This is a genomic window from Streptomyces sp. NPDC005899, assembly GCF_040629645.1.
GTDB lineage: Bacteria > Actinomycetota > Actinomycetes > Streptomycetales > Streptomycetaceae > Streptomyces.
Window position 1 is genome coordinate 1 of the sequence record NZ_JBEXWB010000459.1, and the last position, 4,129, is coordinate 4,129.

Sequence of the window (4,129 nt, forward strand, 5' to 3'; positions counted from 1 at the left end):
GCTGCGGCGGCGCGCCGTCCCCCCCGGGCCTCTCCGCTCGCCCCGCGGGGGGGGGCGCGCGCGGCCCCCCCCCCCCCCCCCCGGGCCCCGACGGCCGTCCCGAGGAGGGCGTCAGCCTTGTGCCGGCGCCCTTTTCGCATGCCCGGCCACCAACCCGGTCCCGACGCCCTCGCGGCGGTGCCGCCGGGCCCGCGGACGGCCGGCCCCCGGCGCCCGTGTGTCCCGGGTGAGGTCACGGGGGAGGGCGGGGCGCCGGCCGATCCCCGCCCTGCCGCGCCGCACGCGGGGACTCATGCCGCCGGTGCGCCGGGCGACGCGGCCGGCCCTCCCGGGGAGCGGGTGTAGCGCAGCAGGACGACGCCGTTGCCGAAGGTCCGGGTCCCCGCCAGACGCAGTCGCGCGGGCATGACGCCCGGCACGTCAGCAGCCGGCGGGAACAGCGCCCTGCCCTCCCCGAGCACCACCGGGTGCACGTAGAGGCGGTACTCGTCGACCAGGTCGTGGCGGAGGAAGGAAGCGGCGAGGTCGGCGCCCCCGAGCGCCATGTCGCCACCGGGCAGTGCCTTGAGGGCGAGGATGTCCTCGACGACGACGTCGCGCACCACCGTGGTGTTCCAGTCCGCCCGGTCCAGGGTCCGGGAGAAGACGAACTTGCCAGTCGAGCCCGCGGTCCGGGCCCTCGAAGAAGCCGTCGAGGGACACCGACATCATCAGGACGATCTTTCGCACGGGGTCCTCGCCGCCGATCGGGTCGTGGGCACCGCCCGGGCAGGGCGGCGGGGATCCGGGGGAGCCGGTGGCCGTCAGCCGGCCGGCCTTCCCATGGCCTCCGCGAACGCCTCGGGATCGCCGTCGAAGCCCCGCACGGTTCCGCGGAAGACCCAGGAGCCCGAGCTGTCACGGGCGAAGTCGGCGACGACCGCCGCCGTCGCGTCCGGCACCCCGGAGAAGTCGTCCTCCGCCAGATTCGTGTAGCCCTCGCGGATCTGCACGGCCGTGTGGTCTATCCGGGCGAAGGTCTTGTGACCGTCGCGCTGCTGGATCGCGACGCCCACGACGACCCTGGTGTAGGCGTCGGACAGCCGGTCCAGCTCGATCGTCATGACCTCGTCGAAGCCGAACCCCTGCCCGGTCCGGCTGTCCCGGTTCAGGGTGATCGTGCCGTCCGGTGACCTGCTGTCGAAGTGCACGAGGTGGACGGGGCTGCCGTACGGGGCCTCCGTCCCGTACACGGCCGCGATGATGTCGAGGTCGTTGGCCGGTTCGCCCGTCGCGCTCGGGTCCCACTTGACCCTCACTTCGACCTTCTCGATGTCCTTGTTGGGCGTGCTCATCGGACGTCCCCCTCGCTCCTCGGGCCGATGGACTGTGCGTGCCACCTCAGATCATCTCCGTAAGCGCCCCCGGATCCAACCGTCTTCGCACCGGACGGCGTCTTCGGGCCATCGCGCGCCCGAGGCCGCCCGGAGCGCGTCACCGGCCGGTAGCGGGCATATCCGGCGGGTGACCCGCGCCACGCCCGGAGCCGTACGATGGCGCGGTGCTGGTCAAGTGGATTCGCTGCACCGTGGTGGACCGTCCCGGGTTCGAGCGGGGGCAGCGGAAGTGGGCGGGGCTGCTCGGGGAGCCGGGCTTCAGGGGGCAGAGCGGCGGATGGAGCCGACTGCGCCCGGACGTCGCCCATGTCTTCGCGTTCTGGGAGAACAGGGTCTTCTACGACTCGTACATGGCGCGCGAACACGACCGGCAGGCCGCCGCGCAGGCCGGCACGTACAAGGACACGCAGGTCGGGCTCTTCGAGCACCGGTTCGACGTGAAGACCGGCTTCGAGCCGCGGTTCACCGATGCCGACGTCGTCAGAGTGGCGCACAGCCGCGTGCACGAGGACCGGGTCGAACACTTCACGCTCATGCAGCAGAAGGTGTGGAACCCGGCGATGGCGGGCTCTCCCGGACTGCTGCGCGCCCTCTTCGGGGAGGCGCCGGGCCACGAGTTCCTCGTCCTGTCGATGTGGCAGTCGAGCGCCGAACGAGGCAAGTACCGGCCCGAGAGCATCGCACGGCTCGCCGCGCGGGCGGACACCGAGCAGGACGTCGAGAGCCTCGCGGGCGACGTGGTGCGTCTCGAGCCGTCCTGGACGGTCTGACCGCGCCACGGGCGCCCGGACCCGCGCCGGAACCGCTACCGGCGGCCCGGGGGCGGCGGCACCGCGGCCTGACGAGGCGACCGCACCCGGCCGCGCACTCCGGCCGGGACCGGGCGGCCGCACGGTCGCACCAGGGGACGTTTAGGGTCGGTGCATGGCACGACCGCAGCGCATCGTTCTCGTCCGGCACGGCGAGTCGGAGGGAAACATCGACGACTCGGTCTACGAGAGGGAGCCCGACCACGCCCTCGCACTCACGGAGGCCGGAGCGCGCCAGGCCCGGGAGACGGGTGCCGAGCTGCGCGAACTGTTCGGTACGGAGCGGGTCAGCGTGTACGTCTCGCCCTACCGGCGCACCCACGAGACGTTCGAGGCGCTCGGCCTCGACCCCGGCCAGGTGCGGGTCAGGGAGGAGCCCCGGCTGCGCGAGCAGGACTGGGGGAACTGGCAGGACAGGGACGACATCCGGCGCCAGAAGGAGTACCGCGACGCCTACGGCCACTTCTTCTACCGCTTCGCGCAGGGGGAGTCGGGAGCCGACGTGTACGACCGGGTCGACGCCTTCCTGGAGAGCCTCCACCGCAGTTTCGAGGAGCCCGACCATCCGCCGAACGTCCTGCTGGTGACCCACGGCCTGACGATGAGGCTGTTCTGCATGCGCTGGTTCCACTGGTCCGTGGCCGAATTCGAGTCCTTGTCCAATCCCGGGAACGGCGAGAAGAGGGTGCTGCTGCTCGGGGAGGACGGCCGCTACACGCTCGACCGGCCCTTCGAGCGGTGGCGCGTCCCCGAGCCCTACGGCCGCACCGGATAGAGTGGCAGGGCGATGACCGCTGACTCCGCTTCCGACCGGCGCTTCGAACGCGCCCTGGCCAGCCTGCGTGGACTCTCCGTGGGCGACGCCCTCGGCTCCCAGTTCTTCGTCCCGGCCAACTACCCCCTCCTCAAGGACCGCGCGCTGCCGCCCGGGCCCTGGCAGTGGACCGACGACACCGAGATGGCCTGCTCCGTGCTCGCCGTGCTCGCCGAGCACGGGCGTGTCGACCAGGACGCCCTCGCCGGCTCCTTCGCCCGGCACCACGACGTCGACCGGGGCTACGGCCCCGCGGTGAACCGGCTGCTCCGGCTGGTCAGGGAAGGCGGGGACTGGCGCGAGCTGGCCTCCGAGCTCTTCCAGGGGCAGGGCTCGTGGGGCAACGGTTCGGCGATGCGCATCGCGCCGCTGGGAGCCTGGTACGCGGACGACCCCGAGCAGGCCACCCACCAGGCCGAGATCTCCTCGTACACCACGCACCAGCACCGGGAAGCCGTCGTGGGCGCCATGGCGGTGGCGGCGGCCGCGGCCCTCGTCGCCGCGCCCGGGGGCCCGCCGACGCCCGAGGCACTGCTCGACGGCGTGGTCGCGCTCGTGCCGCGGAGCGCGGTCGGGGCCGGTCTGCGCCGGGCCCGGGACATGCTCGACTACCAGGACGCCGGGACGGTCGCGGCGGTTCTCGGCAACGGACGCCGCACCAGCGCGCACGACACGGTGCCGTTCGCCCTCTGGTCCGCGGCGCGCAGCCTCGGGGACTTCGAAGAGGCCTTCTGGGTGACGGCCCAGGCGGGCGGTGACGTGGACACCACCTGCGCCATCGTCGGCGGCGTCGTCGCCGCCGGCGTGGCGGGCGCTCCTCCCGCCGCCTGGCTGGCCCGGACGGAGGAGCCGCCGAGCTGGCTGCCCGGAGCGGCCGGCTGATCCCGGAGGCCGCCTCGCCCGCGGGGACGGTCCAGTAGCTGTCCGTGGCCTGTCACGGTCCTGCCACAGCTCGGCCCCGTCCGTCCCGACGCGCGGAGGCGGAGCTACGCTTTCGGCCACGCCGCCCATGTTGATCTTGTGGGTGGCGCGCCTTGCGCAATCGTCCCGAGTGGCAGATCGCCTTCTGGGCGGCCCAGTTGGCGGGTCTGGTCGCCGTCCCGCTCAACACCTGGTGGACGGCAGCCGAG

4 protein-coding genes and 1 pseudogene are annotated in these 4,129 nt (G+C 73.3%); 3 read left to right on the forward strand and 2 right to left on the reverse strand.

Annotated features, from left to right (window positions below; translation table 11 throughout):
* Positions 1-290: 290 nt before the first annotated feature.
* Positions 291-729: pseudogene (locus ABZ371_RS29805) on the reverse strand (dihydrofolate reductase family protein).
* A gap of 74 nt (positions 730-803) precedes the next feature.
* Entirely contained in the window at positions 804-1,334 is a 531-nt protein-coding gene (locus tag ABZ371_RS29810; protein ID WP_358685410.1) for a TerD family protein, read from the reverse strand.
* A 206-nt stretch (positions 1,335-1,540) separates the two neighbouring features.
* Between ABZ371_RS29810 and ABZ371_RS29815 the strand changes: the two genes are divergently transcribed.
* From ABZ371_RS29815 to ABZ371_RS29825, 3 genes are all read left to right on the forward strand, one after another.
* Positions 1,541-2,146 (forward strand): YdbC family protein, encoded by a 606-nt coding sequence (locus ABZ371_RS29815; protein ID WP_358685413.1) that lies wholly within the window; start codon positions 1,541-1,543, stop codon positions 2,144-2,146.
* A 154-nt stretch (positions 2,147-2,300) separates the two neighbouring features.
* A complete protein-coding gene (locus ABZ371_RS29820) occupies positions 2,301-2,960 on the forward strand; it encodes a histidine phosphatase family protein (RefSeq protein ID WP_358685416.1) in 660 nt (219 codons plus the stop codon).
* A 12-nt stretch (positions 2,961-2,972) separates the two neighbouring features.
* Positions 2,973-3,881 carry an ADP-ribosylglycohydrolase family protein gene (locus tag ABZ371_RS29825; RefSeq protein WP_358685418.1) on the forward strand — a complete coding sequence of 303 codons (909 nt, stop codon included), beginning with the start codon at positions 2,973-2,975 and terminating at the stop codon, positions 3,879-3,881.
* Positions 3,882-4,129 lie beyond the last annotated feature (248 nt).